The following is an 897-nucleotide window of genomic DNA, read 5'->3' on the forward strand; positions in this document are numbered from 1 at the left end:
CACTAGTGTCCCGTTAAAATCGGGACGAGTTATTAATTAATCAAATAATCCCGGAATAAGGGGATTAAATTGTTCTTTGACATCATTGAAATTAGTCTTATTAAACAGCTCTTGTAAATGCGTTTTATCTGTTAATGAGATGCTAAGAATCTGCAAGACCTCATAAGTTGAACGATTCAGTTGCATATCATATTGTACAATAGCTACTAAACAATAGGTGATGATAGCAACACTAATCTGTATTCGAACCGCATTCTCGGTAGTACCCCATAACCTTTTTATCTTAAGGTGTTGTTTCAGCCATTTGAAGAAAAGTTCCACGAACCATCTTTTCTTATAAAGATTGGCAACATCAAGTGCAGATATGTGTTTGGCATTCGTCAGGAATGTGAATTCACGATCATCCTCTTCATCATAGAAACGGATGACTCTGAATGATTCAGGATACTTCTTTTCAGAAGTGTACCCTATCAGTTTCACTTCCGCATCTGAAAGGATATTCTTCGGCATTCTACGCTTCCATTTACAGAACTTGCATTTCAGATTAGACTTCGCTCTGACTACAAAGAAAGAACCTGTAAGATGAATCCGATAAAGTTCTTTAAACGAGTCATACGCTCTGTCAAATATATAATAAGCATTTGGCTCATAATTAATTGCGGACATTTCTGTTGAATCATGCCTGGATGCTGTAGTTACTGTATAAAAGGCTGGAAGTTGTGCTTCTATGTCATAAAGGACATGAGCCTTAACTCCACCTTTTTTCTTACGGAACTTCGCCCAAGGGAATGTAGCCAAACATAAAGGAATCGTAGTGGAATCAAACGCATACTTCCTTCCTGGAATATCCAAGATGTGAGTCGATCGTTTTTCACATGCTTCCTTCATCATATAGAA

General features: G+C 37.3%; 1 protein-coding gene. It reads right to left on the bottom strand.

From position 1 onward, the window contains the following. Window positions 1-36: 36 nt before the first annotated feature. Window positions 37-897: IS4 family transposase (locus tag DXA15_RS25095; RefSeq protein ID WP_128135851.1), on the bottom strand; the 861-nt coding region annotated here is incomplete at its 5' end.

Origin of the sequence: Parabacteroides sp. AM58-2XD, from assembly GCF_003463685.1 — a bacterium.
GTDB classification, from domain to species: domain Bacteria; phylum Bacteroidota; class Bacteroidia; order Bacteroidales; family Tannerellaceae; genus Parabacteroides; species Parabacteroides segnis.